The following is a 25,976-nucleotide window of genomic DNA, read 5'->3' on the forward strand; positions in this document are numbered from 1 at the left end:
ACCGGTCCGGACCGGTCGGGGACCAGGTACTCTCACCCTGCCCGCCGCTCGTGGGCAGCCCCACCTGCGACAACTCCAGGAGACTGACGAAAGATGGCCGACCGGGTCACGGTGATCGGCTGGGACGGCTCGCCACTGACCGCAGCAGCCGGGGCCGCGCTCTCGGCCGCCACCCTCGTCGCGGGCGCCGCCCACCACCTCGCACTCCCCGAAGTCCCGGCAACCGCCGAACGGATCCGCCTCGGCTCCATCGACCTCGCCGCCCGCAGGATCGCCGGCCACCGCGGCAGCGCCGTGGTCCTCGCCGACGGCGACCCCGGCTTCTTCGGAGTCGTACGCAATCTCCGCGCACCCGAACACGGCCTGGAAGTCGAAGTCGTGCCCGCCGTGTCCGCCGTCGCCACCGCGTTCGCCCGCGCCGGAATGCCCTGGGAGGACGCCCAGATCGTCGTCGCCCACCCCCGCACCCTGCGCCGCGCCGTCAACGTCTGCCGGGCCCACCACAAGGTCGCCGTCCTCACCTCGCCCGGCGCGGGCCCCGCCGAACTCGCCCTGCTCCTCGAAGGCGTGCACCGCACCTTCGTCATCTGCGAGGAACTCGGCACCGTACGCGAACAGGTCACCGTCGTCACCTCCGACAAGGCCGCCGACCACGTCTGGCGCGACCCGAACGTCGTGATCGTCATCGGTGGCGGCCCCGAGCAGCAGTCCACCGGCTCCTGGATCGCCGGCCGCCACCCCCAGGGCGTACGCGGCTGGGCACTGCCCTCGGACGCCTACCCCGGCAGCGCGACGGACCCCGAAGGGGAGTCGGGCGAGGGTGAGTCCCCGGGGCTGCGGGCCGCCCAACTCGCCCGCCTCGGTCCGCGTACCGGCGACCTCGTCTGGGACATCGGCTCCGGCAGCGGAGCTCTTGCCGTGGAGGCTGCAGGGTTCGGTGCGGCGGTGCTGGCCGTCGACAGCGACCCGGACGCCTGCGCCCGGACGGCGGCCGCGGCCCGGGCCTTCGGCGTACAGCTCCAGGTCGTCCAGGGCCGCGCCCCGCACGTGCTGGAGCGGCTGCCGGAGCCCGATGTCGTACGGATCGGTGGCGGCGGAGTCCCCGTCGTCACCGCTGTCGCCGACCGCAGGCCGGAGCGGATCGTCACCCATGCGTCGACCAGGGACGAGGCCGAGGCGCTCGGTGCGGCACTCGCCGAGAACGGCTACACCGTCGAGTGCGCCCTCCTGCAGTCCGTCGAACTCGACACGGCCGCATGGTCGGAGCGCGAACGCTCGGTCGTGTTTCTGCTCTCAGCGCTGCGCTCGGACCTCGCCCCCTGACCCGGTCGGCGTACGGCGCGGGGTAGGCTGGCCGATCGTTGTACCGCACCCGGCCGTTCGTCGCTTCGTTCGTCAATGTCCGGAAAAGGGGACCGTTTTGGACCCCGTTGTGGTACGGCGGACCCGGGGGATGCGCAACGTGGCGCAGTCCACAACAAACCGTGGCGGAACTACCTGCCGCGGCGGCGAACGGCCGCGAGAATGATGTGTGTCCGCGACCGATTCGTGCCGCACGGCGAGCCCGCTCGTTCTTCATGACGAGCGCCGGCGTGCCGTGTTCGGGCGTCCCGGGCGAAGGGCCGAAGGAGCACTGACGATGGGCGAGGGGTACGCATGAGTGACACCGGCCAGATCCCGGGCGAGGGACTGCCGGAGAACGCAGGCATGGTGGAGCAGCCGGGCAACCCCGCCCCGGGTGCGTACACCTTCCTCGCTCCCTCCGAGCATGCGTCCGAGGACGACGATCTTCTGCTGATGCCGAGCCCGCAGGGCGCCTGGAGCGAACCGCAGGTCGCACCGGCTTCCGGTGAGCCGGTGGGCGGCGGCGTCGTACAGGCACCGGCCCCGCCGGAGGGGCAGGCTGCGTACCAGGCGCAGCCGCAGGGCTACGTCGGCGGTGCGCAGGCCATGCAGGCCCAGGGACCCGTGCAGGTCCAGGAGGCACCGGACCCTGCCGTGTACGCCGTGCAGCAGGCCGTGGCCGGAGCGATGACCGAGACCGGGCAGGGCACGCACGAGTCCGGCGGCCGTGACTCGGGCGCCGTCGATCTCAATGGCGTACGCATGCCGGCACCGGTCTCCGTCGCCGCACCGGTTGCGGCCGCCCCCGTGCGCCGGCCGCTGCACCGCGGCCCGGCCTCGGGCGAGTCGACCCCGTCGTACGGCGGGACGCCGACCGGCGGTGTGGTCCGTTCGCTCGCCGACCGCGGACCCGCGGAGGCGCCGCAGACCCCGTTGACCGCACGGCACGCGGGACCGCCCACCACCGGTCCCGAGTACCTCGATCTGCCGGGCCCGCAACTCGGCGAGATCCCGCCGCAGGCCGGCAGCCCGTGGGCGGCCCACGTACCGGAGCAGGTCCCTGCGCCCGTGGCAGTGGAGACGGAAGCCGTGGCCGCAGAAACGGTCGTCCCGGAGCCGGTTGCCGAGCCGATGCAGGTGGCACAGCCGGCCGAGGTCGCCCCGGAGGCCGTACCCGCCGCTGCCGAGGCTTTTGTGGACGGCGCGTCCATGGGCCGGTTCGTGCCCGTGGAGGGATCCGTGCCGACGACTCCGCACCTGGCCCCGACGCCGGTCGTGGAGCAGGTCGTCGTGGAACACGCCGTCGTGGAGCAGGTCGCGCAGCCGGAAGCCGTCGTCGCGCCGGCGCCGGCGCCCGCGCCCGGACCCGTAGCCGTTCCGGAGCCCCAGACCCGGCCGGAGCAGGTCGCGATCGCCATCGAGCCGGTACAGGCCCCGGTTGTCGAGACCCCCGAGCCCGTCGCGGCCGCGCCTGCTGTGGCCGAAGCTCCCGCGCCCGAACCGGTCCCCGCGCCGGAGCCGGTGGTCGCCCCCGAGCCCGTCGTCGTGCCCGAGGCCGTCGTCGTGGCCGAGCCCGACGTCGTACCCGTAGCCGCGCCGGAGCCGGTCGCCGCTCCGGAGGAACCCGTCCTCGCGCCCGCCACCGGGACCGCCCCCGAACCGGTCCTCGTGCCCGAGCCCGAGACCGGCCCCGAGGTCATCGAGACCCCGGACCTCACGCCCACCGACGCCGGCCCGGACGTCGAGGCGCCCGCGCCGGACCAGGAGCCCACGGAGCCGGTCCGGATCCCTGCCGAGGAGGCCCCGGTGGCCGAGGCGCCGCAGCCCGCCGCGGAGACTCCCGACCGCGCCGCCGCCTCCGGGTACGACGACGCCGAGCGCGAAGCCGTGCTCCGCGTCATGCGCGAACGTCGCGACATCCGTAACGGCTTCCGCAGCGACCCCATCCCGCACGAGGTGCTGCTCCGCGTCCTCGAGGCCGCGCACACGGCGCCCAGCGTCGGCCACTCGCAGCCCTGGGACTTCGTCGTCATCCGCTCCGCGGAGACCCGCCGTTCCATGCACGAACTGGCGCAGCGTCAACGCGACGCGTACGCCAAATCGCTGCCCAAGGGCCGGGCCAAGCAGTTCAAGGAACTGAAGATCGAGGCCATCCTCGACACCCCGGTGAACATCGTCGTCACCGCCGACCCCACCCGCGGCGGCCGCCACACCCTCGGCCGGCACACCCAGCCGCAGATGGCCCCGTACTCCTCGGCGCTCGCCGTCGAGAACCTGTGGCTCGCCGCCCGCGCCGAGGGTCTCGGCGTCGGCTGGGTCAGCTTCTTCGACGAGCGGGAGATGGTCCGCGCCCTCGGCCTGCCCGAGCACCTCGAAGTCGTCGCGTACCTCTGTGTCGGTTATGTCGACGAGTTCCCCGAGGAGCCCGAGCTGATGCAGGCGGGCTGGTCCAAGCGGCGCCCGCTGTCCTGGGTCGTCCACGAGGAGACGTACGGTCGCCGCGCGCTGCCCGGCGAGGAGCCGCACGACCTGCTGCAGGAGACCATCTCCAACATCCGTCCGCTGGACGCCAAGGCGCTCGGCGAGGCCTGGGAACGCCAGAAGCGGATGACCAAGCCGGCGGGTGCGCTCGGCATGCTGGAGATCATCTCCGCGCAGCTGTCGGGTCTCTCCCGGATGTGCCCGCCGCCGATCCCGGAGCCTGCGGCTGTCGCCATCTTCGCCGGGGACCACGGGGTGCACGCCCAGGGCGTCACCGCGTGGCCGCAGGAGGTCACCGGCCAGATGGTCGCCAACTTCCTCGGCGGCGGCGCGGTCTGCAACGCATTCGCGGCCCAGGTCGGCGCCGAGGTGTGCGTCGTCGACGTCGGCGTGGCGACGGAGCTGCCCGCGACCCCCGGCCTGCTGCCGCGCAAGGTGCGTGCGGGAACGGCCGACTTCACGACCGGGCCGGCCCTCACCCGTGAAGAGGTCCTCGCGGCCATCGAGGTCGGCATCGAGACCGCCCGGGATCTGGTGGCAGCGGGCAACAAGGGCCTGCTCACCGGTGAGATGGGCATTGCCAACACCACCGCGTCCGCCGCGCTGATCTGCGTGTACACGGGCATGGACCCGGCCGAGGTGACCGGTCGTGGCACCGGGATCAACGACGAGATGCACGCCCGCAAGGTGGACGTGGTCCGCCGTGGCCTCGAACTGCACCAGCCCGCCCCGTCCGATCCGATCGGCGTACTTGCCGCGGTCGGCGGCCTGGAGCACGCCGCAATGGCGGGATTCCTGCTGGGCGGTGCGTCGCTGCGTACGCCCGTCATCCTGGACGGGGTGAGCGCGGGCGCTGCGGCCCTGGTCGCCCGGGCGATCGCCCCCGAGGCCCTCGCCGCATGCATCGCCGGTCACCGCAGCGCGGAGCCCGGCCATGTCGCCGCGCTCAACAAGCTGGGCCTGCGCCCGCTGGTCGACCTCGACCTCCGTCTCGGCGAGGGCACGGGTGCGCTGCTGGCGCTGCCGATCGTGCAGAGTGCGGCGCGGGCGATGCACGAGGTGGCGACGTTCGACTCGGCGGGCGTCACGGAGAAGTAGCGCCCGGCCATGGTGAGCCTCACCGGCGCTTGAGGCGCGGGGGCCGGGGCGGAGCCCCGGTTCCCCGAAAGGGGTGGGTAGGGAAGAGCTCCGCACAGCGGCCCCCACCCGCCCCGGCGGCCCGCCCCGCCGCACCCCGTATCGTGGACCCACACCCCACAAAACCGCACGTCACAGCCGCTCCACCGCCGTAGCGGCCCGCACGCACCCCGTATCGCCCGAGGAGCCCGCACCGCCATGGCCGAGCACGCCGATCACCCCGCGTACCCCGTCGGACTGCGCCTGAGCGGGCGCCACGTCGTCGTTGTCGGCGGCGGTCAGGTCGCGCAGCGCCGCCTCCCCGCACTCATCGCGGCGGGCGCCGACATCACCCTCGTATCGCCGTCCGCGACGCCGTCCGTCGAGGCGATGGCCGACGCCGGTGAGATCCACTGGGAGCGCCGCCGGTACGAGGACGGGGACCTCACCGACACCTGGTACGCGCTGATCGCCTCCGACGACGCCGCCGCGAACGAGGCCGCGTCCGCCGAGGCCGAGCGCACCCGCACCTGGTGCGTGCGCAGCGACAACGCCGATGCAGCCACCGCCTGGACCCCGGCCACCGGCCGCAGCGAGGGTGTGACCGTCGCCGTCCTTTCCACCGACGCGCAGGGCCGCGACCCGCGCCACTCCGCTGCCGTGCGCGACGCCATCGTCGAGGGTCTGCGCGACGGCACGCTCGCCGCCCCGCACCACCGCACCCGCCCCATCCCCGGTGTCTCCCTGGTCGGCGGCGGCCCCGGCGACCCCGACCTGATCACCGTGCGCGGGCGGCGCCTCCTCGCCGAGGCCGATGTCGTCATCGCGGACCGGCTCGGCCCGCGCGACCTGCTCGACGAACTGCCGCCGCACGTCCAGGTGATCGACGCCGCGAAGATCCCGTACGGCCGCTTCATGGCGCAGGAGGCGATCAACCAGGCGCTCATCGAGCACGCCAAGGCCGGCAAGGCCGTCGTCCGGCTCAAGGGCGGCGACCCGTTCGTCTTCGGCCGGGGCATGGAGGAGGCACAGGCGCTCGCCGCCGAAGGCATCCCGTGCACCGTCGTCCCCGGCATCTCCAGCTCGATCTCCGTACCCGGCGCGGCCGGTATCCCCGTCACCCACCGCGGGGTCGCCCACGAGTTCACCGTCGTGAGCGGCCATGTCGCCCCCGACGACGAGCGCTCGCTGGTCGACTGGGCGGCCCTCGCGCAGCTGCGCGGCACCCTCGTGCTGCTGATGGCCGTGGACAAGATCGGCGCCATCGCCAAGGCCCTCATCGCTCACGGCAAGTCGCCCGGGACACCGGTCGCCCTGATCCAGGAGGGCACCACGGCGGCGCAGCGCAGGGTCGACGCGACCCTCGCGACCGTCGGCGAACGGGCCGCGGCCGAAGAGGTCCGCCCCCCGGCCGTGATCGTCATCGGTGACGTCGTCGCGGTCGGTGCGGCCACCCTTCCGAACCCCGCCGAGTAACCAGCGGTAACGGATCTTCTTCCAAGCCGTTGGCACCACACACCGGACAAGGCAGTATCAACCTGTGGCAGATCTCATCACCGTCGACGACCCCGACGACCCGCGCCTGCGCGACTACACGGGCCTGACCGACGTCGAACTCCGGCGCAGGCGAGAGCCCGCCGAGGGCCTCTTCATCGCCGAGGGCGAGAAGGTGATCAGACGCGCCAGGCACGCCGGGTACGAGATGCGGTCCATGCTGCTCTCGGCGAAATGGGTCGACCTGATGCGCGACGTCATCGACGAGGTCCCGGCCCCGGTCTACGCGGTCACCCCGGAGCTCGCCGAGCGCGTCACCGGCTACCACGTGCACCGTGGCGCGCTCGCCTCCATGCAGCGCAAACCACTGCCGGCGGCCGACGAACTGCTGACGACGACCCGCCGGGTCGTCGTCATGGAGTCGGTCAACGACCACACCAACATCGGCGCCATCTTCCGCAGCGCCGCCGCCCTCGGCATGGACGCGGTGCTGCTCTCCCCGGACTGCGCGGACCCGCTGTACCGGCGCTCCGTCAAGGTCTCCATGGGCGCGGTCTTCTCCGTCCCGTACGCGCGTCTCGAGAGCTGGCCCAAGGCCCTGGAGACCGTACGGGAGGCGGGCTTCAAGCTCCTGGCACTCACCCCGGACGACAAGGCCAGCAGTATCGACGAGGCGGCGCCGCACCGGATGGACAAGGTGGCGCTGATGCTCGGGGCCGAGGGCGACGGACTGTCCACACAGGCCCTGGTCGCTGCCGACGAGTGGGTACGCATCCCGATGGCACACGGCGTCGACTCGCTGAACGTGGGCGCGGCCGCCGCCGTCGCGTTCTACGCGGTGGCCACGGGCCGCCCGCAGGACTGACCGGCTGCTTGCCGGCGCCTACTGCCGGGGCAGCAGGTGCTGCCCCTGATGCTGTTCCTGCACTGCTTGCTGTTCCTGCTGTTCCGGGGCCTGTGTGGCGCCCAGCCCACGGGCCGGTCCCTGGCAACCCTGCGCCGCCGCGATCCCCAGCGCCACCAGCAGCGTCACCACGACGAAGACGACAAGACGCTGCCGCAGCAGCCGCGGGTTGGCCGGACGCCGGCCCGTCGAAGTCGTACGCGTCCCGGGCCGGGTCCCCGGACGCCCCTTCGTGCCGTTCGTCCCGTTGGTGGCCTGGGGGCGCTTGCCGGAGCGCGTGGTGTTGCGAGGCGGCTGCGGCCGCGAGCCGCCGGTACGGGGCGACGCGGTGCGCGAGGGCGCCGTCTGCTGTCCTTGCGGACGCGGCGCCGGAGCGCTCGCCGCACGCCGGGTCTGCTGTTCGGTGTACGGGCCGTCGAGCCGCCCGGTCGGCCGGTCCAGCTCCTGCGCCGAGCGCTGCACGGGCGGCCGGCTCTCGTGCAGCCCCTGCGCCTCGCGGGCCGCGATCTCCTTGAGCCGCATGGAGAGTTGAAGCGTGCTCGGCCGCTCCTCCGGATCCTTCGCCAGACAGGCGCTCACCAGCGGGGCCAGCGCGTCGTGCACGTCGTACAACTGCGGTTCCTCGTGCACCACGCGGTACAGCATCACCTCGGAACTGCCGTGCCCGAAAGGCGAGTCGGCCATCGCCGCGTACGCCAGCGTGGCACCGAGCGAGAACACGTCCGTCGCGGGCGTGACCGCCGCGCCCCGCACCTGCTCGGGCGCCAGGAACCCGGGCGAGCCGACGGCCGTACCGACGTGCGTGAGCGTGCTCGCCCCGGTCGCCCAGGCGATCCCGAAATCGATGATCCGGGGGCCCTTGGGGGAGAGGAGGATGTTCGACGGCTTCAGATCACGGTGGACGACACCGGCCTCGTGCACCGCCACCAGCCCCTCGGAGAGCGCCGCCCCGATCGACGCCACCTCGGCCGCCGACAGCGGACCCTCCTCGGCCACCTTGTCGTGCAGTGAGGGGCCGGGGACGTACTGCGTGGCGAACCACGGTCGGTCCGCCTCCAGATCGGCCGCCACCAGACGTGCCGTACAGCCCCCGCGGATCCGCCGCGCCGCCGACACCTCGCGCGCGAAACGCGAACGGAACTCCTGGTCCTCGGCGAGATCCGGGCGGATCACCTTGAGCGCCACCCGCTGGCCGCGCCGGTCCGAACCCAGATAGACGACACCCATGCCGCCCGCTCCGAGTCGTCTGTGCAGCCTGAACGAGCCGACGACACGCGGGTCCTCGCGCCGGAGCCGCATCATCGCCATGTCTGCCCATCCCCGCTGCCTGGTCCGCCTGACGTGGCACAGCTTACGGACCCGTGGCCCGGCGCGCTCAGAGGCCGCGCCCTCGCCCGCACATCGATTGTCAGTGCCGGGTGGGAAACTTGAAGGGTGGTCAGGGGGCCGCGGATCCACGCTCCCCGGCCCGTGCGAGATCTCAAAGGTCCGTCGCAGAAGGGGGATTGGATCAGTGAAGGGCGATCGAGTCGAGATAGTCGTGGACGCCGGGGACACGACGCGTACCTACGAAGTGGTGGCCGGCAGAGCCGGTCGCCGGGTGGAGACGGCCGTCCGCCGAGGGGTGGTCGAAGTGAGTGAAGTCACTCGCAACGGCTCCGTGGTCCGCACCGCCCGCTTCATGGCGGCCAGGGTGCTCGCCCTGGTCGAACAACCGGTCCCCCGGGAGGACGCATCCGAGCGCCCCCTCCGGGAAGACCCCAAGGTCTAGTGCCCGATCTCCACCCAGGGGAGTACGCCGAGCACCGACGGCTCATCCTCCGGGAGGCCCGGCATTCGATACGCGGGCATGACGACCTGCGCCTCGGCCGTCCCTAATGTTGAAGTCGAGCGGCGGGCGTTGCACTCGTCCCCCGAGGTCAGATGCCCGCCGCTCCCACAACAGGTCAGGAGAGGAACCATGGCGGACACGGCAGTACGGACGATGATCCGTACGCAGGGGCGCAGGGCACATGCCGCGTTCGGCAGCCGCCCGTCGTCCGGTACGCGCCACCCGCTGGTGGCGACGGCCATGGTTCTTCCTCTGGCGGCCCTGCTCGTAGTCGTCTTCGGCGGCTGGGACGCAGTGGTCACACAGGCGTCGTCCGTGGGTGTGATGCTGGGGCGCTGAGCGGCGCCCCGGGTCCGGAAGAGCGGTCCGGACCGGGACATCGGGCCAACAGCCCCGTGGGGACGGGGGTGCGGCGGACGGCAGCGTTTGTCCGGTCAGCTGGGGAGCTGACCGGACATCGCGCTTTCCGGGGTCCCTCGCGCCCGGCCGCCGCGCCCCCGGCCGCGGCACTGCCCGGAGGCACTCGGCGCCGCATCACGGCGTGCGCGGCGGCGCGTACGCTCATCGGCGGGCCCGGGCGGAACCGGGCCGCACCTGCTGCCACCGGGGGAGACCGTGACCACCGCAGTCGTCCGTGCGCTGGGCGCCCTCGCTCATGACGCGGCCCACCCGCCCACGGGTGCCGAGGCGCCGTGCACCTGCCCGGCACCGACCGTGCTCGCGGACCGCGCCGACGGCACAGTCGTCCGCAGCGGTCCGGTGGTCGCGAAGGCCCACGCCCCGGACACCGACACCACGGCCCTGGCCGCCCGCCTCGCCCTCGCCGCGTCCCCCGCGCTGACCGGCATCCTCCTGCCACCCGTGCCCCGGCCCACCGGGCCCGCCGGGCCCGACGCCCCCAACGCCACGGTGCACGGCCGCTCCGTGACCCTGTGGCCGCACGGCGAACCCGTCGACCCCGCAGACCCCGACGCCGCCCCCTGGGAAGAGGCAGCCGTCCTCCTGGCCCGGCTCCACCGCACCGCACCACCGACCCCGCCCCGGGCCGTGCGGCGGGCGTTCCCCGCGATGCGCGGCCCCGCGAAGGCCGCCCTCGCCGTGGCCCGGATGTGCCGGGCCAGGCCCGGCGACCCGGCCACCGCCCCCGTACGCGAAGCATGGCGGCGGCTGCCCGCCTGGGCCCGCGACGAGGACGTCGCACCCCCGAACCGCTCGCGCTTCCTCTGCCATGGCGATCTGCATCTCGGCCAGCTCGTCCGCCACCCCGCCCCGCACGGCCCCTGGCTGCTGATCGACGTCGACGACCTGGGCCTCGGTGACCCCGCCTGGGACCTCGCGCGCCCCGCTGCCTGGTACGCGGCCGGGCTGCTGTCTCCCGACGTCTGGCTGCGCTTCCTGGACGCCTACCGGGCGGCCGGCGGGCCGGCCGTACGCGCCGACGGCGACCCCTGGCCCGACCTGGACGTCCCGGCCCGCGCCCTGACGGTGCAGACCGCCGCGCTGGCGTTCGCCAAGTCCGCCGCGGAGGGGAGAACTCCGGATGAAGTGGAACAGATGATGATCGACGCCTGTGCCCGAATTGCGTCCCTCCCGCACGAGTTGGCCGCCGAACACTCGTCGTAGGGTGAACCGATCGTCTCCGGGCATGAATTCCGGGACGGCGAACCGACGGCGAGGAGCTGAGCCGACCATGCAGTGTCCCAAGTGCCACGCGCAGATGCAGACATACAACCGCAATGGCATCCAGATCGAGCAGTGCAGCGGCTGCCGGGGGATATTCCTCGACTACGGCGAGCTGGAGTCCCTGACCCGCATCGAGGCGCAGTGGACGCAGCAGGCGCCGCCCGTGCCGCCGGCCCCTCAGGCCTACCCGGCCGCACCCGCCCCCGCCTGGGGCGCTCCGCAGCACCACGGCGGCCACCACGGCGGTCACCACCGGCACAAGAGCTTCGGCCACATGCTCTTCTCGTCCTGATCGGGCCGACGCCATGCTGCGGGCCCGGACGCACGGTGTCCGGGCCCGCAGCGCGCACGGTCCGGCCCGGCCGTAGTGCATACCGTCGACAAAGTTGTGTCGGACATCTAGGCACCGACATGGTTGATCCTTAAAGTTCCGGCCCATGACCTTCCTCGACAGGTCCCGGACCGTCGCGCCACCCGGCTGGAGCCGCTGGCTAGTCCCGCCCGCCGCTCTCGCGGTGCATCTCTCGATCGGGCAGGCCTATGCCTGGAGCGTGTTCAAGCCCCCGCTCGAGTCGGCTCTCGGCCTTTCCGGTACCGCCAGCGCCCTTCCCTTCCAACTCGCCATCGTCATGCTCGGCCTCTCCGCGGCCTTCGGCGGCACCCTCGTCGAACGCAACGGGCCGCGCTGGGCGATGTTCGTCTCCCTCGTCTGCTTCTCCTCGGGCTTCCTCGTCGCCGCCCTCGGCGTTGCCACCGATCAGTTCTGGCTGGTCGTCCTCGGTTACGGCTTCATCGGCGGTATTGGACTCGGCATCGGCTACATCTCGCCGGTCTCCACGCTCATCAAGTGGTTCCCCGATCGCCCCGGCATGGCCACCGGCATCGCCATCATGGGCTTCGGCGGCGGAGCGCTGATCGCCTCGCCCTGGTCGACCGGGATGCTCGAAGCCTTCGGTACCGACAGCGCGGGAATCGCCACTGCTTTCCTGGTCCACGGTCTCGCCTACGCCGGTTTCATGGCGCTCGGCGTCCTCCTTGTCCGGGTGCCGCCGGACGGCTGGCTCCCGGCCGGCCACCGGTCGGAGGCGGCGCCCCGCCGCCTCGTCACCACGGCTCAGGTGTCCGCCCGCAACGCGCTGCGGACACCGCAGTTCTGGTGTCTGTGGGTGGTGCTCTGCATGAACGTCACCGCGGGCATCGGCATTCTGGAGAAGGCCGCTCCGATGATCTCGGACTTCTTCACGGGCACCTCGGCCCCGGTCACGGTCTCCGCCGCGGCAGGCTTCGTCGCCCTGCTCTCCCTGGCCAACATGACCGGCCGGCTCCTGTGGTCCTCGACCTCGGACCTCATCGGCCGCAAGAACATGTACCGCATCTACCTGGGTGTCGGCGCGCTGATGTACCTCACGATCGTCCAGTTCGGCAGCTCCAAGCCGCTCTTCATCTGCTGCGCGCTGGTGATTCTCTCGTTCTACGGAGGCGGATTCGCCACGATCCCCGCCTATCTGCAGGACCTCTTCGGCACGTATCAGGTCGGCGCCATCCACGGCCGGCTGCTGACTGCCTGGTCCACCGCCGGCGTCCTCGGCCCGCTGATCGTCAACTGGGTGGCGGACGCGGGTGAGCGGGCGGGCCGCAGCGGGTCCGACCTGTACACGACATCACTGACGATCATGATCGGACTGCTGATCGTCGGCTTCGCCGCCAACGAGCTCGTACGCCCCGTCCACCCACGCTTCCACGAGGCAGCGGAGAGGAAGACCCGTGCACACCAGCAGTCGTAGAACACTCACTGCCGTGGTCTGGCTCTGGGTCGCCCTGCCGTTCGCCTACGGGCTGTACGAACTGATCCGTAAGGCCACCCAACTCTTCACCGGCTGACCCCGGTCGGTCGAGCCCACCGCGGAAACGACGAAGCCCCGGTCGTCGAGACGACCGGGGCTTCGGCTGGTGCGCGATACTGGGATTGAACCAGTGACCTCTTCCGTGTCAGGGAAGCGCTCTCCCGCTGAGCTAATCGCGCAGGGTGAACCTGCGTGTACAGCGTGCGCGATACTGGGATTGAACCAGTGACCTCTTCCGTGTCAGGGAAGCGCTCTCCCGCTGAGCTAATCGCGCGGGGATCCTTGCGGACCAGTGGACGATACTGGGATTGAACCAGTGACCTCTTCCGTGTCAGGGAAGCGCTCTCCCGCTGAGCTAATCGTCCTTGGAGGTGGAGACGGGATTTGAACCCGTGTAGACGGCTTTGCAGGCCGTTGCCTCGCCTCTCGGCCACTCCACCAGGAGTGCAGGGGTTCGGGAAAAGATCCCCCACTTCGAGCGGACGACGAGATTCGAACTCGCGACCCTCACCTTGGCAAGGTGATGCTCTACCAACTGAGCCACGTCCGCTTGTCGTTTCCGTTCCACTTGCGTGTCCCGGCGACGTGTTGAACTCTAGCGGATTCCCGGGCCAGTACAAAAACGCGTTTGTGCAGCGTGCTGCGGTGCGTTCGCCCCGGCGCAGGTCACCGCGGGCCGTCCTAGACTCAGCAACGTGCACGACCTCGCCCCAATGGCCCGCTTCGACGGCCTCATCGCGTCCGATCTGCAGGATGTGACCAGTGATCCCGCCGCCCTCGACTCGTCCGGCTTCTGGGCCGTATGCGCCGATTTCGAGGGCGGCCTCGTCTGCGCCCGCTTCGGCACCGTACGGTCCGCGCCGGTGCCCGCGCCCGCGCCCGGAGCCTGGCGCGGCCCCGGAGCCGGCGACTGGGTCTCGTCCCTGGACCGGGCCGCGTACACCGCCGGAGTACGTCGCATCCGGGAGTACATAGCGGCGGGCGAGGTCTACCAGGCCAACCTGTGCCGGGTGATGACCGCGGTGCTGCCGGACCCGGCTGCCGCGGACGTCGACGCCCTCACCGCGCTGCTCGCACTCGGCAACCCCGCCCCCTATGCAGGAACGATCCGGCTGCCCGCGCACGGCGTGGAGGTCGCCACCGCGTCCCCCGAACTCTTCCTGAAGCGGGACGGCCGGACCGTCGAGTCCGGACCGATCAAGGGCACCGGCCGCACCGAAGCCGATCTGCTGGAGAAGGACCACGCCGAGAACGTGATGATCGTCGACCTGGTCCGCAACGACCTGGGCCGGGTCTGCGCCACCGGATCGGTCACCGTCCCCGACCTCTGCGTGGTGGAGAAGCACCCGGGGCTCGTCCATCTCGTCTCCACCGTGCGCGGCCACCTCGCCGACGGCGTCGGCTGGCCCGAACTGCTCGCCGCCGCGTTCCCGCCCGGCTCGGTCACCGGGGCACCCAAGTCCAGCGCCCTCCGGATCATCGAGTCACTGGAGACCGCGCCCCGCGGCCCCTACTGCGGGGGTATCGGCTGGGTCGACGCCGACCGCTCCACCGCCGGCCTCGCCGTCGGTATCCGGACCTTCTGGGTCGACCGCACCGAAGCTGTCCCGGTCCTCCGGTTCGGCACCGGCGCCGGCATCACCTGGGGCTCCGACCCGGAACGTGAATGGGACGAGACCGAGCTGAAGGCGGCCCGGCTGCTCGCTGTAGCGTCGGGCGCTCACCGAGCGACTGAAAGGACCGCGTGATGAAGATCTGGGTCAACGGCGCACTGCGCGACGAGGCCGACGCCAGGGTGTCCGTGTTCGACCACGGACTGACCGTGGGCGACGGCATCTTCGAGACCGTCAAGACCTCCGCCGGCCGGCCCTTCGCCCTCACCCGGCACCTCGACCGGCTGACCCGCTCGGCCCGCGGCCTCGGCCTGCCGGACCCCGACCTCGACGAAGTGCGCCGGGCCTGCGCCGCGGTCATCGACGCCAACCCCATGGAGCTCGGACGGCTGCGCATCACGTACACCGGCGGGCTCTCCCCGCTCGGCTCCGACCGTGGCAACGACGGGGCGGGCCTCGTCGTCGCCCTCGGGGAATCCACCCGACGCCACGACACCACCGCCGTGATCACCGTCCCCTGGACACGCAACGAGCGAGGCGCGCTCGCCGGGCTCAAGACCACCTCGTACGCGGAGAATGTCGTCGCACTCGCCCGCGCCCATGAACGGGGCGCCTCGGAGGCGCTCTTCGCCAACACTGTCGGGCAGCTCTGCGAAGGCACCGGAACCAACGTCTTCGTCGTCCTCGGCGGGCAGCTGCACACCCCGCCGGTCTCCTCCGGCTGCCTCGCCGGGATCACCCGCGCGCTGGTCGTCGAGTGGGCGGGGGCGCACGAGACCGAACTGTCCATGGATGTGCTGGAGCACGCCGAGGAGGTGTTCGTGACCTCGAGCCTGCGGGATGTCCAGGCCGTCCGCCGGATCGACGGCCGGGAACTGCCCGGCACGCCAGGACCCGTGACGGCGAAGGCCATGAGGGTCTTCGACGAGCGCGCCGGGCACGACCTCGATCCGTGAGTGCGACCCGTCCCCCGGCCGGATCCGCGAAATCAGGTGACGGGCCGCGCCTCAGCGGATAGAACACCGGTGATGACCACGACCCTCCGGCCGACCGGGCCGATCCAGCAAGGCGCCGACGGCGCGAGGACCCGCGCGTACGACGTGTGCGACAACGGACGCCCGGTCGGCGTCGTCGAGATCGGCACCGACCCGGGATTCGGAGCGACGGCGGGGGTGCTCCACTCCCTGCGGATCGACGAACCGAATCGAAGGCGCGGCCGCGGCACCATTGCCGCACTCGCCGCCGAGGAAGTGCTGCGCGGCTGGGGTTGCTCCCGGCTGGAGCTCTCGGTGGGAGCGGACAGCACAGCCGGACAGCGGCTCGCTGCTGCGCTCGGCTACACCGAGCGCAGCAAGAACATGATCAAGGATCTGCCGCAGAACCCTCCCGTACTGCCGGACGGCGTCACCGGGCGACCGATGACGCCGGAGGAGTTCGCGCAGTGGGAGAGCACCGCGATCACCGGTTACGCGGAGACCTGGATCGCCCGCGGCGTCCCGGAGGTCGAGGCCATGCGGAAGGCCGAGATCTCCCATCGGACGTATCTGCCGCACGGACTCGCCACGGAGGGCGCGCATCTGCACACCCTGGTCCATGAGGACGACGGGACCGTGGGACATGTCTGGGTGTCACGGTTCGAGATGCACCCGGGGACGGTGGTCGGGTACGTCTTCGACGTCGAGGTGCGGGAGGCTTTCCGCGGCCGGGGGTTCGGCCGGGCGTTGATGCTCGAGGCGGAACGCATCGCGCTGGACGCCGGGCACGAGCGGATCGGTCTGCACGTCCTCTCGTCCAACACGCCGGCGGTCCGGCTGTACGAGTCGCTCGGTTACGAAGTGACCCGGTACAACCTCGTCAAGGCCCTGTAGCCGCGTCGGCAGGACCGCGCCGGCTGGCGGAGAGTGCCGTCAGGCCTGCTCGGCCAGCAGCCGGTCGGCGATCTCCTCGATCCGCTCGCGCAGCCCGTCCTGATTCCTGCTGCCGTCCAGCGTCTCGCCGCCGATCACATACGTGGGGGTGCCGGTCACGCCGATGGCCTTCCCCTCGGCCTGGTCGGCGTCGACCATCAGCATGTGCCGCCCGTCGATCAGGGCGGTGTCGAACTCCTCGGCGTCCAGGCCGAGTTCACGCGCCACCTCGATCAGCAGCGGCTCGCCCGTGCGGCCGAGCTCGTCGGTCCTGGCGAGCACGGCCTCGATGTACGGCCAGTCCTTGCCCTGCTCCGCGGCCTCCTCGGCGGCCTGTGCCGCGGCGTAGGCGTGCTTGTGCTTCTCCAGCGGGAAGTGTCGCAGGCGCACGTCGAGCCGGTCGCCGTACCGGGCGCGAAGGGCGTGCACATCGGTGAGGGCGCGGTGGCAGTCGGGGCACTGGAGCTCGCACCAGACGTCGAGGACGACCGGGGCTGCGGGGGTGGAATCGCTCATGGGGCCAGTCTCCCAGGGCCCGAGTGCGCATCCCAATCGGCATCAGCCCCGGACCCGGTTGACATTCGCCCCGGCCCCGTCAGGTGCCGACCGGGCTCCGGTCGGCACCTGGGGAGGATCCCGGCCCTGAAATGTCCCTGATGTGGTCCTGGATCATGGCCACCCACCGGGTGGGCGGTGCAGGATGGAAGGGACGTTTCCCCGCGCGCCTGGAGGCCCCGATGCTTGCCGAGACCATTTGCTCCGCGGTGTCCGCGGCGGGCTTGGGCATCGCCGCCGTGACCGCGTACCGGAAGCGCTTCCTGGCCGCGACCCGGATCGCCGCCTACTCCCTGGTCCCGATCGCTCTGGTGCTGACGGGGGTCGTCCAGTGGGTCTCCGACATCGCCTTCAAACCCAGCGTCTGGCTCGGCTTCGGACTGCTCGGGCTGGCCTGGCTGCTCTTCATGACCACGCGCGCGATCGAACGCCGCGGTGTCGGCACCCGCAAGGAGCGCAAGGCCGCCGCACAGGCGGCGCAGCGTGACGCCGTCGCGCCCGCCGCGTCGGCGCCCTCCCTCGGGGGCGGCGTACCGGCGCTCCGGCCGCAGGCGAAGGAGAAGCCGAAGCAGCAGGCCACCGCCGCGGGCGAGGACTTCAGCGACATCGAGGCCATTCTGAAGAAGCACGGCATCTGAGATCCGGCCCGCAGGCAGGCCATCTGGGGCGGGGTGACGTATGAATCGGTGGTGAATCGATTCATATGCGATCCTTGGCGCCCTCCCGTGATCCTTGACGCTCTACGGGGATGGGGCTAGCGTCCCGGTCGGATTGAAACAATTCAGGTAGGGCAGGGCAAGTGGCGCGTGTGGCAGGGATCAAGGATGTGGCCCGGCAGGCCGGGGTCTCCGTGGGCACCGTGTCCAATGTGATCAATCGGCCCGAAGCGGTGCTGCCGGAGACCCGGGCCAGGGTGCTGGCCGCGATCGAGGAGCTCGGGTACGTACGCAGCGAGTCCGCGCGCCAGCTCAGGGCCGGCCGCAGCCGGATCATGGCGCTGCTGGTGCTCGACATGGGCAACCCGTTCTTCGTCGACGTGGCCCGGGGCGCCGAACGCGCCGCGCGGCAGGCCGGCCTCGGGGTGATGGTCTGCAACAGCGGCCAGAGCCCGGCGGAGGAGGCCGAGTACCTGGGGCTCTTCGCCGAGCAGCGGGTGTGCGGTGTGCTGGTCACGCCTGCCGATGCGACCGGCCGCAATCTGGAGGCGTTCAGGCGCCACCGCATCCCCTTCGTGCTGGTGGACCGGGTCGCATCCTCCACCGGGACCTGTGCGGTCTCCGTCGACGACGTGCGGGGCGGCGCCCTGGCCGTCGGCCACCTCGTCTCGGCCGGGCACCGCGCGGTGGCGTACGTCAGCGGCCCCGGCGACCTTCACCAGATCAGGGACCGCCGCGAGGGTGCCCTGTCGGCCCTCGCCGGGGCCGGGCTGGGGCCCGAGGCGCTCGTCGAGATCCCCTCCGAGCGCCTGGACGTGGCAGCGGGCCGCGACGCCGGGGCCCGGCTGCTGGGGCTCGTGCCCCGGCCCACCGCCGTGTTCTGCGCCAACGACCTGCTGGCTCTCGGCGTACTGCAGTCGCTGTACGCGGCCGGCGTGCGGGTGCCGCAGGACATCGCCATCGTCGGCTACGACGACATCGAATTCGCCGCCGCTGCTGCCGTACCGCTCACCTCGGTCCGTCAGCCCGCCGTCATGATGGGCCGGCTGGCCGCGGAACTCCTGCTGGAGGAGGCGGACGACGAGGACGGCACGCACGAGCACCGCAGCGTGGTGCTCCAGCCGGAGCTGGTCGTGCGCGCCTCCAGCACAGCGGCGCACTGACCGGGCCGGCGCCCGGTTCCCCGGTCCGCGCCCGGGACCCGCTTTCTCCCGTGTTCCTGTCCGTCCGTCCCTCCTAGCCGTATGTCCGAAACGGAGACGCCGTGCCCCTGTTCGATCTTCCTCTGGATCAACTCCGCGACTACCGCCCGGAGTCCGGTGAACCCGCCGATTTCGACGCCTTCTGGAAGCGCACCCTCGACGAGTCGTCCGCGTTCCCGCTCGACCCCGAATTCGAGCCTTACGACGGGGCGTTGAGCACGGTCGACATACACGACGTGACCTTCTCCGGCTGGGGCGGTCACCGCATACGTGCCTGGCTGAATGTTCCCGCGGGCGCCGAGGGTCCCCTCCCGTGCGTCGTCCATTACCTCGGCTACGGCGGCGGTCGCGGACTGCCGCACGACCACTTGGTCTGGCCCGCGGCCGGCTGGGCCACCCTGCTCGTCGACACCCGCGGCCAGGGCGCCGTCAACAGCCACTCGGCGGGCTCCACGCCCGACCCGCACGGCGGCGCCAACCCGCAGTCGCCCGGCTTCATGACCCGCGGCATCCTCGACCCCGACGCGTACTACTACCGGCGCGTGTTCACCGACGCGGTACGCGCCGTCGAGGTGGCCCGTGCCCACCCCTCCGTCGACCCCGACCGCATCGTCGTGCACGGCGGCAGCCAGGGCGGCGGCATCGCCCAGGCGGTGGCCGGGCTCAGCCCGCACGTGAAGGCGGCGCTGATCGACGTACCGTTCCTGTCCCACTTCCGGCGGGCCGTCGAGATCACCGACAAGGACCCGTACCAGGAGATCGTGCGTTTCCTCGCCACCCAACACGGCCTCGCCGAGCAGGTGTTCCGTACGCTTTCCTACTTCGACGGCATCAGCTTCGCCGCCCGGGCCACCGCCCCGGCGCTCTACTCGGTGGCGCTGATGGACACCATCTGCCCGCCGTCGACGGTCTTCGCCGCCTACAACCACTGGGCGGGCCCGAAGGAGATCGAGGTCTACCCCTGGAACAACCACGAGGGCGGCTCATCGGCCCACCGGGCCGTCCAGCTGCGCATGTTGCGCGATCTCGGCTGAGCGGTACGGGGCGGGGGAGCGGGCCGCGGTCCCGAATATGTGACGGCGAATCGGACGCCGGAGCGAATCCTCCCGATCATGGGGAGAGTGAACTCCCGTCACAAAAAGGCGTGTTGATCGCCAACGGGGTCCGGCCTGCGTCATGATCGTCCCGAGATGGTGGACACCTCCCGGGGCGATGCCCCCGCACCCCCCGACGAAGAGCCGCGTGGCTGCCTCTTCGCGCTGTCCCAGCCCCCTTTGATGATCTTCCTCGCGGTGGTCGGCAGCCTGCTGCTGATGGCCGCGTTGCACGATCTCTTCCTGCTGTGAGCGCGCGGTGAGCGGTCAGCCGGCCGCTTCCCTGCGGCGCGCCCGGTACGCGGCGACATGGAGCCGATTACCGCAGGTGCGGCTGGAGCAGTACCGGCGGGAGCGGTTGCGGGACAGATCCACGAACGCGTCCCGGCAGTCCGGTGCCTCGCAGCGCCGCAGCCGCTCCAGTTCGCCCGCCACGACGATGAAGGCCAGCGCCATGCCGCAGTCGGCCGCGAGATGGTCGGCGATCGATGCGTCCGGTGCGAAGTAATGCACATGCCAGTCGTAGCCGTCGTGGTTGCTGAGTTGCGGCGTGGTGCCCGCGGCGGCCACGAGGTTGTTGACGAGACCGGCGGCGATCCGGGTGTCCTGCGTCGCGAAGATCTCGGCGAAGCGGGTCCGTACGTCCTGTACGGCCCGCAGGTCCTTCTCGCCGAGGTCGCCCACGCCGCTGATGCGGTGCCGCCGGGCGAATTCGTAAAGCGCTTCGACGCCGGCGAGACCGTCGTTCCGCTCGTCCTCGGGCCGGTCGGTCTCCGGTGCGGTGTTCACCAGATCGACCACCGTGTCGAGGGCGATCCGGGTGTCGTGGGGGATCAGCACGCTTTCGCTCCCTGGCCTCCGGCGAGCGGGCGCCCACCGATGCCGGCTGACTCTACTGGCTCGGCGAAGACGCACAGGGGCCCGGAGAGGGCCCGTGGAGCCGCCGAGGAGCGCTTATCGGCTACGGGTGGGCAACCAGGTGCCGGAGGAGGCGTACGGGGGCACTGGGGGCGCGCTGGGCCTGCCAGGCACGGATCGGTGGGCCGGATGTGCGCCGGTGCGCACCGGCGCACATCGCACCGACGCCGTGACCACGGTGGTTTCCGTGGTCACGGCGCCGGTGTCTGCCCTATGTGGTTGTCTGCGCGGCACCGTCGCCCCGAGTCGGACGGCGCCGTGCAGCTCTCGGTCTGGCTCAGCTCTCGGCCAGGATGTGTGAGAGCTCCGTATCGAGGTCGAAGTGACGATGCTCGGTGCCGGGCGGTACCGCGGCGTCGGTCCTCTTCAGGAACGACTCCAGGGCCCTCGCCGGGGCCTCGAGCAGGGCTTCGCCCTCTGGGGAGCTCAGCGCGATGCAGACGACGCCCTGGCCGTGACTTCGAGATGGCCAGACGCGAACGTCTCCGGTGCCGGTGGGCCTGTGCAGCCCCTCGGCTAGGAGGTCGCGGGCGAATACCCATTCGACCGTCTCCTCCGCTCCGGTGTGGAAGGTGGCGTGCACGGCATACGGATCGGCCGTGTCATACCGCAGGCCCGCGGGTACAGGCAGTGAGGACTCGCTCGACACAACGAGGCGCAGGTGCAGCTCGCAGCTGACCGTGGTGTTCATAAGCGCCAGGGCCTTTCGCTCAGTGTGCGCTCGGGGATTCGCACGTCGGCGAAATCGACATGCCACCTACGGTGGCGTTGTAAACCCCTCTGACCTTTTTGTGGCCCTTCAGGTAGCTCGTGCAGCGGTGTGTAACTTTGGGTTATGCGGCCATTCCGGTGACAAAGACCGTTCCGGTAGGTTGGGGCCTATGAATGCGGAGAGTGACGCGCGGGACGAGGCGGCCGCACCGGCGGCCCGGGTGCCCGCTACGGGGGACGTGACGCCGGACGTCACGGAGGGTGTGACGAAGGGTGAACGGGAGCTCGGATCGCGGGCGCCCGGCTTCATCAAGGCGTCCAGGGCGCTCCATGTGAGCTGGCAGGTCGGCGTCTTCGTGGTCGGCCTCGCCGTGGTCGTGGCGGGCGTGATCATGCTGCCGCTGCCAGGGCCCGGCTGGCTGGTGATCTTCGGCGGCATGGCGATCTGGGCGACCGAGTTCGTCTGGGCGCAGCTGGTGCTGCGCTGGACCCGTCGCAAGGTCACCGAGGCGGCGCAGAAGGCACTCGATCCCAAGGTCCGGCGACGGAACATCATCCTCACCGTGGTCGGTTTGGTGATCGTCGCCGTGCTGGTCGGGATCTATGTCTGGAAGTTCGGCATCATGATGCCGTGGAAGATCCACGAGTGACCCGACGGTGGTCGGAGGGCACCGCTGACATGGGGTAATGTTTGCGGTGCGCCCGGGCGATTAGCTCAGTGGGAGAGCGCTTCGTTCACACCGAAGAGGTCACTGGTTCGAAACCAGTATCGCCCACCCGGACAGAGGGCCCGTGAGACTGCAGAGTCTCAGGGGCCTTTTGCGTTTCCCGGACCGAATCCGGTGTCGCCGGCCCCCGTCGCCCCGGACGGGTCGAAGCGCTTCGATCGATTTCGTCTCAGCCGTTGACGTTGCCCCTCGGATCTCCAGCTTCCCCCAGCAAGGCCGTCCGAAACGATTCAATCGACCGTGGTGGCGGGGCCGGCTGCGGCGGTGACGGCGGGGGAGCGGGGGCCGACGGGAAGGTCGAGATCCGCTGCTCCCGGTGGGGCGGCCAGGAGCGGGCCACGCTGATCAGCAAGACCATCGCGTTGTTCGAGAAGAAGCACCCGAACATCAAGGTCAAGACGGACTTCCGGGACTACGAGAATTTCTGGAAGAAGTTCAACACGCAGGCCTCCGCGGGCAATGCCCCCGATGTCTTCCAGAACTCCGTCGCATTTCTGCGCAAGTACGACGACAAGAGTGTGCTGCTCGACCTCAATTCCCAGGTCGAGGCCGGAAATCTCAGCATGGAGAACTTCCGCGCCCAGGCAGCGAGGCCAACTGGGTCCACACCGACGACACCGCGCTGTACGGACTCGCCGCCATCGAGAACCTTGCACTCCTCGGTGACCGGATGCCGGCCTGAGGCAGCCGAAGCACGCCCCGGGCCGGGCCGCCGACCACGACCTACGTCAGCGCATCCGGCCCAGGACGTCCTTCAGCCGCCGCGCATCGCGCAGCCGCTGCTCGTACGTCGCCCCGACCACCAGCAGCAGCAGACCGGCCAGCGCGGGCGGCAGCCAGCGCGGCAGTGCACCCACGACCTGGATCACATACGGCGCCAGTTCGTGCAGCGCATCCATGGCCAGCACCGCGCCACCGAGCAGCAGCAGCGCCTGCAGCCGCAGCCGCGCCCCGGCGAGCGTGATCACCAACGCCGCCACGCCGAGCAGCAGCGGCCGCACCCACGACGGGTCGACCCAGGCCGCGAAGAGACTCGGCAGCAGCGTCGCCGCCAGGCCCGCCCCGTACGCGGTCCACGAGGACGCCGCCGGATCGCGGCGCCGCCGCAGCACACCGACCGCCAGCGCGGGCACCGTCACCGGCAGGGTGTACGCCTCCGGGGCCGACACATCCGACGCCGACAGCCGCACCCAGGTCGCCAGGACGAACAGGACCACCGCCAGATACCCGGCCGCCGGCCGCCGCTCCGCACGCACGGCCGTGCCCGCCGCCAGCACACCGCACAGCGCGAGGACCAGAGCCAGGAACGGCGCATCCGGTACGGCCATCGCGACCGCCACCGCACCGGCGACGGCGCCGGTCAGCTCGACCGGCAACGCCGACGGTGCGCCCCGCAGCCGCGCCCCGAGCAGGACCGTCACGGTGGGGACGATCAGCATGAGCGGCGCGGCCCGGTACGTCGCGAGCTCCAGCGAGGCCCCCAGCGCACCGGCGAGCACCATCGCGCACACCACGGCCGCACACGCCGGCACCGCCCGCATGAGCCGGGTCGCCCGCGCCGCCGTCGCCGCACCGGCACGCATTCCGACCGCCGCCGCCCCGAACAGCACCAGCAGCGCCCCGAACACTCCATAGGTGGCGGGCTCCACGGCCAGCGAAAGCGCCCCCGCACTCACCGCCCCGACCACGGCGCACACCAGCGCGGCCGTCGCCACAGGGCCCGCGCCGCGGCGCACCCCCCGTACCGTCACGGCGAGGAGCGCCGAGACCAGCACCGACTGCACCGCCACCGCCACCGCGTACGGAGCGTCCAGCGCAACCGGCAGCACCAGCAGCCCCGCCCAGCCGAGCACCAGCGCACTCGCACCCGCCGCACCCCGCCGTGCCGCGCCGGGGGAGGCCACCGCCCCGGCCGTTCGCACACACCACGTCCACCAGTGGTACGCCGCCCCCGTCAGACCGGCCACCACCAACAGCATCACCGGGGCCGTGGAGAGCTGTGACCACTCCATCCCCTCCAGCCCCAGTGCACCGCGAGCACGGCCCTCCGGCGCACCCGACCACACCGCCGTCAGCCGCGAAACCGGACCCACCAGCGTCATCGCGACCACAGGCACCGCGGACAGCACCGACCCCGCGGCCACCACCCCCGACGCCCACAGCACGCCCTGCCCTGCCGGTCGCGGCAGCGGAGCCCGTACCGCCGCCGGCAGTACCAGACCGCACAGCAGATACACCGGAACCGACCAGTCCTCGGCCGCCCCCGCACGCAGCACACCGCCCACCCCGGCCACCACGGCGAGCCCGGCCAGCAGCCCACCGGCCACCGCGAACTCCTTCGGCGCCCGCCACACCCCGAACAGCGCGACCGCCGCCCCCGCCAGCAGCAGCGCCCCGGGCGCCACCGCCGCCGCCGGCGCACCGGCCGTCACCGACAGCACCAGAGCCACCAGCAGCCCGGCCGTCCCCGTAAGGCAACCACCGACGGTCGCGGTCACCCGCATCACAACACCCTTGCCCCACAGGGCGATCGCACAGTCCAGCGCCGCCGTCAGCAGCAGCGCCCCACCGAGGACCGACGCCTGCGCACCCACCGCCCAGGCCCACAGCACCAGCGTGAACTGCACGCTCACCACGCCCATCGGCAGCGGCAGACGCAGCTTGCCGAGCGCCAGACCGTAGGCTGTCCACAGAACGGCCAGCACCGCCGAAGCGGCCGAGGCGAAACCGAGACCGCCGGTGTCCGGCGCCGCCACCCGGTGCAGCGCATAGGCATCCAGCACCATCAGCACCAGCGCGAGCGCGCCCAGCGACTCGGCTGTCGACGACAGCCCACGGCGCAGCAGCACAGCGGGCGCGGCCAGCGCCGCGACCGTCACCAGGGCGAGCACCGCCGAGCGGCCGCCGATCCCCATCTGGCCCCAGCTGACCAGGGTGAATGCGATCGCCGCGATCATCAGCAGCAGACCGCCCAGGGTCAGCAGCACATTCTGTGCACTGCGCGGCGGCACGGGGGCCGCCGAGGGGAACGAGGGCGCGAACGGGGCCGGGGCCGGTCGTCCGGGCGGTGCTGCGGGAGGCGTGGCCGGCGGCTGCAGAACACTCAGCAGCCAGGCACGACGGGTCAGCAGTTGCATCCGGCGGGCATCCAGCCGGGCCAGTTCACGGTCGAGGAGCGCCAATTCCTCGGCGGGCGGCGGCACATGTTCCATGAGCGGAGTGTGGCGCGGCCCACAGGTTCGGACATGCGCTCGGATACTCAGCTGTGGGACTGAGTACGCGCAGACTGGGATCCATGGACTGGAGCCGCTACCGTTTTGTGAGCATCTGGGACGTATCCGCCCCGCCCGCTGTCGTGTACGGAGTCCTCGAACGCGCCGAGGAGTACCCCCGATGGTGGCCGCAGATCCGCGAGGTCGCCACCGTCGACGACGCCACCGGAACCATGCGGATCCGCTCCTTCCTCCCGTACGACCTCGTCATGACCGTCCGCGAGAGCCGCCGCGACCCGGCGGCCGGAGTGCTCGAAGTGACACTCGACGGCGACCTCGACGGCTGGGCCCGCTGGACCGTCACCGCACACGGCACCGGCACCCGCGCCACGTACGAGCAGGAGGTCGAGGTGCGCCGGACGATGATGCGGCTGCTCGCGGTGCCGGGACGTGCGGTGTTCCGGGCGAACCACGCCCTGATGATGCGGGCCGGACGCCGAGGACTGGTGGCCCGTCTTGAAGGAGTTTGAACCACACCCGCCGAGCCCTGTATGGTTCAGTGCGTTCCCGGGCGATTAGCTCAGTGGGAGAGCGCTTCGTTCACACCGAAGAGGTCACTGGTTCGAAACCAGTATCGCCCACCCCGGGAGAGGCCGGTCCGTCAGCGTCATCGACGGACCGGC

The 25,976-nt window shown here is 71.6% G+C and carries 23 protein-coding genes, 7 tRNA genes and 1 pseudogene; 21 read left to right on the forward strand and 10 right to left on the reverse strand.

The window, feature by feature from the left end; translation table 11 throughout:
* Positions 1 to 93: 93 nt before the first annotated feature.
* The 4 genes from cbiE to OHA03_RS25870 all read left to right on the forward strand — a co-directional run bounded on the left by cbiE (position 94) and on the right by OHA03_RS25870 (position 7,300).
* On the forward strand, positions 94 to 1,323 hold the full coding sequence (gene cbiE, locus OHA03_RS25855; RefSeq protein ID WP_267006161.1) for a precorrin-6y C5,15-methyltransferase (decarboxylating) subunit CbiE: 1,230 nt from the start codon (positions 94 to 96) through the stop codon (positions 1,321 to 1,323).
* A gap of 333 nt (positions 1,324 to 1,656) precedes the next feature.
* On the forward strand, positions 1,657 to 4,923 hold the full coding sequence (gene cobT / locus OHA03_RS25860) for a nicotinate-nucleotide--dimethylbenzimidazole phosphoribosyltransferase (protein WP_267006162.1): 3,267 nt from the start codon (positions 1,657 to 1,659) through the stop codon (positions 4,921 to 4,923).
* Positions 4,924 to 5,160: 237 nt separating this feature from the next.
* Positions 5,161 to 6,417: a uroporphyrinogen-III C-methyltransferase gene (gene cobA / locus OHA03_RS25865; protein ID WP_267006163.1), complete on the forward strand. Its 1,257-nt coding sequence runs from the start codon at positions 5,161 to 5,163 to the stop codon at positions 6,415 to 6,417.
* A 64-nt stretch (positions 6,418 to 6,481) separates the two neighbouring features.
* Positions 6,482 to 7,300: an RNA methyltransferase gene (locus OHA03_RS25870; RefSeq protein WP_267006164.1), complete on the forward strand. Its 819-nt coding sequence runs from the start codon at positions 6,482 to 6,484 to the stop codon at positions 7,298 to 7,300.
* An 18-nt stretch (positions 7,301 to 7,318) separates the two neighbouring features.
* Here the strand turns inward: OHA03_RS25870 and OHA03_RS25875 are convergent, their stop codons facing one another.
* Positions 7,319 to 8,647, reverse strand: coding sequence for a protein kinase (locus tag OHA03_RS25875; RefSeq protein ID WP_267006165.1), 1,329 nt, complete (start codon positions 8,645 to 8,647; stop codon positions 7,319 to 7,321).
* A 205-nt stretch (positions 8,648 to 8,852) separates the two neighbouring features.
* On the opposite strand from OHA03_RS25875, the gene OHA03_RS25880 reads away from it, so the two are divergent.
* The 5 genes from OHA03_RS25880 to OHA03_RS25900 all read left to right on the forward strand — a co-directional run bounded on the left by OHA03_RS25880 (position 8,853) and on the right by OHA03_RS25900 (position 12,637).
* On the forward strand, positions 8,853 to 9,110 hold the full coding sequence (locus OHA03_RS25880) for a hypothetical protein (RefSeq protein WP_030918716.1): 258 nt from the start codon (positions 8,853 to 8,855) through the stop codon (positions 9,108 to 9,110).
* A gap of 189 nt (positions 9,111 to 9,299) precedes the next feature.
* Complete coding sequence (locus OHA03_RS25885; protein ID WP_267006166.1) at positions 9,300 to 9,509, forward strand: hypothetical protein; 210 nt, start codon at positions 9,300 to 9,302, stop codon at positions 9,507 to 9,509.
* A gap of 276 nt (positions 9,510 to 9,785) precedes the next feature.
* Positions 9,786 to 10,793 (forward strand): phosphotransferase family protein, encoded by a 1,008-nt coding sequence (locus OHA03_RS25890; protein WP_267006167.1) that lies wholly within the window; start codon positions 9,786 to 9,788, stop codon positions 10,791 to 10,793.
* 67 nt (positions 10,794 to 10,860) lie between these two features.
* On the forward strand, positions 10,861 to 11,145 hold the full coding sequence (locus OHA03_RS25895; RefSeq protein WP_267006168.1) for a zf-TFIIB domain-containing protein: 285 nt from the start codon (positions 10,861 to 10,863) through the stop codon (positions 11,143 to 11,145).
* 145 nt (positions 11,146 to 11,290) lie between these two features.
* Positions 11,291 to 12,637 carry an OFA family MFS transporter gene (locus OHA03_RS25900; RefSeq protein WP_267006169.1) on the forward strand — a complete coding sequence of 449 codons (1,347 nt, stop codon included), beginning with the start codon at positions 11,291 to 11,293 and terminating at the stop codon, positions 12,635 to 12,637.
* Between the two features lie 164 nt (positions 12,638 to 12,801).
* On the opposite strand, the gene OHA03_RS25905 is transcribed toward OHA03_RS25900, so the two are convergent.
* From OHA03_RS25905 to OHA03_RS25925, 5 genes are all read right to left on the reverse strand, one after another.
* Positions 12,802 to 12,876 (reverse strand) — tRNA-Val (locus tag OHA03_RS25905).
* A 23-nt stretch (positions 12,877 to 12,899) separates the two neighbouring features.
* Positions 12,900 to 12,971 (reverse strand) — tRNA-Val (locus tag OHA03_RS25910).
* 19 nt (positions 12,972 to 12,990) lie between these two features.
* Positions 12,991 to 13,062, reverse strand: a tRNA-Val gene (locus OHA03_RS25915).
* Between the two features lies 1 nt (position 13,063).
* Positions 13,064 to 13,137, reverse strand: a tRNA-Cys gene (locus OHA03_RS25920).
* A 37-nt stretch (positions 13,138 to 13,174) separates the two neighbouring features.
* Positions 13,175 to 13,247 (reverse strand) — tRNA-Gly (locus tag OHA03_RS25925).
* A 163-nt stretch (positions 13,248 to 13,410) separates the two neighbouring features.
* Here OHA03_RS25925 and OHA03_RS25930 point away from each other — a divergent pair.
* From OHA03_RS25930 to OHA03_RS25940, 3 genes are all read left to right on the forward strand, one after another.
* The gene (locus OHA03_RS25930; protein ID WP_267008159.1) at positions 13,411 to 14,445 is read left to right on the forward strand and encodes a chorismate-binding protein; all 1,035 of its coding nucleotides are present in this window, start codon (positions 13,411 to 13,413) and stop codon (positions 14,443 to 14,445) included.
* Positions 14,445 to 15,266 carry an aminotransferase class IV gene (locus tag OHA03_RS25935; RefSeq protein WP_267006170.1) on the forward strand — a complete coding sequence of 274 codons (822 nt, stop codon included), beginning with the start codon at positions 14,445 to 14,447 and terminating at the stop codon, positions 15,264 to 15,266. The genes OHA03_RS25930 and OHA03_RS25935 overlap by 1 nt, the downstream gene beginning before the upstream one ends.
* A 72-nt stretch (positions 15,267 to 15,338) precedes the next feature.
* Positions 15,339 to 16,178, forward strand: coding sequence for a GNAT family N-acetyltransferase (locus OHA03_RS25940; protein ID WP_267006171.1), 840 nt, complete (start codon positions 15,339 to 15,341; stop codon positions 16,176 to 16,178).
* A gap of 39 nt (positions 16,179 to 16,217) precedes the next feature.
* On the opposite strand, the gene OHA03_RS25945 is transcribed toward OHA03_RS25940, so the two are convergent.
* Positions 16,218 to 16,733 carry a DsbA family protein gene (locus OHA03_RS25945; protein WP_267006172.1) on the reverse strand — a complete coding sequence of 172 codons (516 nt, stop codon included), beginning with the start codon at positions 16,731 to 16,733 and terminating at the stop codon, positions 16,218 to 16,220.
* Positions 16,734 to 16,954: 221 nt separating this feature from the next.
* Between OHA03_RS25945 and OHA03_RS25950 the strand changes: the two genes are divergently transcribed.
* From OHA03_RS25950 to OHA03_RS25965, 4 genes are all read left to right on the forward strand, one after another.
* Positions 16,955 to 17,410, forward strand: coding sequence for a hypothetical protein (locus tag OHA03_RS25950; RefSeq protein WP_267008160.1), 456 nt, complete (start codon positions 16,955 to 16,957; stop codon positions 17,408 to 17,410).
* A 161-nt stretch (positions 17,411 to 17,571) separates the two neighbouring features.
* Positions 17,572 to 18,591, forward strand: a complete 1,020-nt coding sequence (locus tag OHA03_RS25955) for a LacI family DNA-binding transcriptional regulator (RefSeq protein ID WP_267006173.1) — start codon at positions 17,572 to 17,574, stop codon at positions 18,589 to 18,591.
* Positions 18,592 to 18,692: 101 nt separating this feature from the next.
* On the forward strand, positions 18,693 to 19,664 hold the full coding sequence (locus tag OHA03_RS25960) for an acetylxylan esterase (protein WP_267006174.1): 972 nt from the start codon (positions 18,693 to 18,695) through the stop codon (positions 19,662 to 19,664).
* Between the two features lie 156 nt (positions 19,665 to 19,820).
* Positions 19,821 to 19,976: a hypothetical protein gene (locus OHA03_RS25965; RefSeq protein WP_176902249.1), complete on the forward strand. Its 156-nt coding sequence runs from the start codon at positions 19,821 to 19,823 to the stop codon at positions 19,974 to 19,976.
* A gap of 15 nt (positions 19,977 to 19,991) precedes the next feature.
* On the opposite strand, the gene OHA03_RS25970 is transcribed toward OHA03_RS25965, so the two are convergent.
* Both OHA03_RS25970 and OHA03_RS25975 read right to left on the reverse strand, forming a co-directional pair.
* Complete coding sequence (locus tag OHA03_RS25970) at positions 19,992 to 20,564, reverse strand: CGNR zinc finger domain-containing protein (RefSeq protein ID WP_267006175.1); 573 nt, start codon at positions 20,562 to 20,564, stop codon at positions 19,992 to 19,994.
* A 355-nt stretch (positions 20,565 to 20,919) separates the two neighbouring features.
* Positions 20,920 to 21,333: an SsgA family sporulation/cell division regulator gene (locus OHA03_RS25975; RefSeq protein WP_003959770.1), complete on the reverse strand. Its 414-nt coding sequence runs from the start codon at positions 21,331 to 21,333 to the stop codon at positions 20,920 to 20,922.
* A gap of 190 nt (positions 21,334 to 21,523) precedes the next feature.
* On the opposite strand from OHA03_RS25975, the gene OHA03_RS25980 reads away from it, so the two are divergent.
* The 3 genes and pseudogenes from OHA03_RS25980 to OHA03_RS25990 form a co-directional block, all read left to right on the forward strand.
* A complete protein-coding gene (locus OHA03_RS25980) occupies positions 21,524 to 22,003 on the forward strand; it encodes a TIGR02611 family protein (protein WP_267006176.1) in 480 nt (159 codons plus the stop codon).
* Positions 22,004 to 22,057: 54 nt separating this feature from the next.
* Positions 22,058 to 22,129, forward strand: a tRNA-Val gene (locus OHA03_RS25985).
* A 185-nt stretch (positions 22,130 to 22,314) separates the two neighbouring features.
* Positions 22,315 to 22,662, forward strand: a pseudogene (locus tag OHA03_RS25990) (extracellular solute-binding protein); the annotation flags it as partial.
* Between the two features lie 147 nt (positions 22,663 to 22,809).
* On the opposite strand, the gene OHA03_RS25995 reads toward OHA03_RS25990, so the two are convergent.
* On the reverse strand, positions 22,810 to 25,293 hold the full coding sequence (locus OHA03_RS25995) for an SCO7613 C-terminal domain-containing membrane protein (protein ID WP_267006177.1): 2,484 nt from the start codon (positions 25,291 to 25,293) through the stop codon (positions 22,810 to 22,812).
* An 83-nt stretch (positions 25,294 to 25,376) separates the two neighbouring features.
* Between OHA03_RS25995 and OHA03_RS26000 the strand changes: the two genes are divergently transcribed.
* Both OHA03_RS26000 and OHA03_RS26005 read left to right on the forward strand, forming a co-directional pair.
* Positions 25,377 to 25,823 carry an SRPBCC family protein gene (locus OHA03_RS26000; RefSeq protein ID WP_267006178.1) on the forward strand — a complete coding sequence of 149 codons (447 nt, stop codon included), beginning with the start codon at positions 25,377 to 25,379 and terminating at the stop codon, positions 25,821 to 25,823.
* A gap of 39 nt (positions 25,824 to 25,862) precedes the next feature.
* Positions 25,863 to 25,934, forward strand: a tRNA-Val gene (locus OHA03_RS26005).
* The last annotated feature ends 42 nt before the right edge of the window (positions 25,935 to 25,976 follow it).

This window comes from Streptomyces sp. NBC_00154 (assembly GCF_026342835.1).
Lineage (GTDB): Bacteria > Actinomycetota > Actinomycetes > Streptomycetales > Streptomycetaceae > Streptomyces.